At 65.5% G+C, this 1,432-nt stretch carries 1 protein-coding gene; it reads left to right on the top strand.

Features of this window, described 5'->3' with window-relative positions; genetic code table 11:
- Positions 1 to 159 precede the first annotated feature (159 nt).
- Positions 160 to 1,407 carry an IS256 family transposase gene (locus ACNFOC_RS54350; RefSeq protein ID WP_328934976.1) on the top strand — a complete coding sequence of 416 codons (1,248 nt, stop codon included), beginning with the start codon at positions 160 to 162 and terminating at the stop codon, positions 1,405 to 1,407.
- The last annotated feature ends 25 nt before the right edge of the window (positions 1,408 to 1,432 follow it).

The raw sequence follows: 1,432 nt of genomic DNA, 5'->3' as shown, positions 1-1,432 counted from the left end.
CGATGGTGTCCCGCGAAGTGGTGTAGCCGGTCAAGGTTCGTGAACGCGCGGGTGTCTGCCCGGGGCGTGCATCTGCTGGCGGTGCCTGCTCCCTGAACAAGGGCAGGCCATCGCGCAAGTCTCCGTGGTGAACGGGCAGTTCAACCGGAGGAGTGCACGATGGCCTTGTCCCAGTCTGACCTGATGCGGCTGCTGGAGTCACTACGTACGGCCGACGGAGTTGAGACGATCAGGATGCTGTGCGAGCGCATCCTGCAGGAACTCATCGAGGCCGAAGCGACCGAGACCATCGGTGCCGCCCCGGGCGAGCATTCAAGCGAGCGCACTACGTGGCGCAACGGTCACCGTGACCGGCTGCTGACCACGCAGGCCGGCGACCTGGACCTGAAGATCCCCAAGGTGCGCACCGGGTCGTTCTTCCCCTCCCTGCTCGAACGCCGCCGGCGCATCGACCGGGCCCTGTTCGCCGTGGTGATGGAGGCATACGTGCACGGCGTCTCGACCCGCTCGGTCGACGACCTGGTCAAAGCACTCGGTGCGGACAGCGGCATCTCGAAGTCGCAGGTGTCGCGGATCTGCGGCGAACTCGACGCCGAACTCGAAGCGTTCAAGGAACGGCCGCTGGACCACACCGTCTTCCCTTACGTCTTCCTGGACGCGACCTACTGCAAGGCCCGGGTCAACCACCGGATCGTGTCCCAGGCCGTGGTCATCGGCACCGGCATCTCCGTGACCGGCCACCGCGAGATCCTCGGACTGATGGTCGGCGACAGCGAGTCGAAGCCGTTCTGGACGAAGTTCCTGCGTTCCTTACGGGCCCGCGGTCTGGAAAACGTCCAGCTGGTCATCTCCGACAGCCACAGCGGCCTGGTGGCCGCGATCCGCACCGTCTTCCTCGGCTCGGCCTGGCAACGATGCCGAGTTCACTTCGTGCGAGACGTCTTCAGCGTGATCGAGAAGGGTTCAGGAGAGATGGTCGCCGCGACCATCCGCACCATCTTCGCGCAGACCACCGGCGAGGCCGTCCGCACCCAACTGAACGTGGTGGCCGACATGCTCGGACGACAGTTCCCGCAGGTCAAGGCAATGCTGTTGGACGCCGCAGGAGACATCACCGCGTTCGCCGACTTCCCGCCCGCGCACTGGAAGAAGATCTGGTCGACCAACCCGCTGGAACGGCTGAACCGGGAGATCAAACGGCGGGCCGACGTCGTCCAGGTCTTCCCCAACCCCGCCGCCCTCGACCGGCTCGCCGCCGCGGTCCTGGCCGAACTCCACGACGAATGGCAGGTCTTCGACCGCCGCTACCTCTCCGAAGCCTCCATGGCCGAACTCCTCACGACGCAACCGACCGAGGACGATCCCCAGCTTCCACCACAGCAGAAACCGAATCAGCTCGACCAGTGACTACACCACTCGGCGGGACACCATC

It is taken from the genome of Streptomyces colwelliae (genome assembly GCF_048158785.1).
GTDB lineage: Bacteria > Actinomycetota > Actinomycetes > Streptomycetales > Streptomycetaceae > Streptomyces.
This window is presented reverse-complemented; position numbering and strand designations above follow the sequence as displayed.

Coding starts and splice junctions, on each gene's coding strand:
- ACNFOC_RS54350 (WP_328934976.1), top strand. CDS start 160: ATGGCCTTGTCCCAGTCTGACCTGATGCGGCTGCTGGAGTCACTACGT.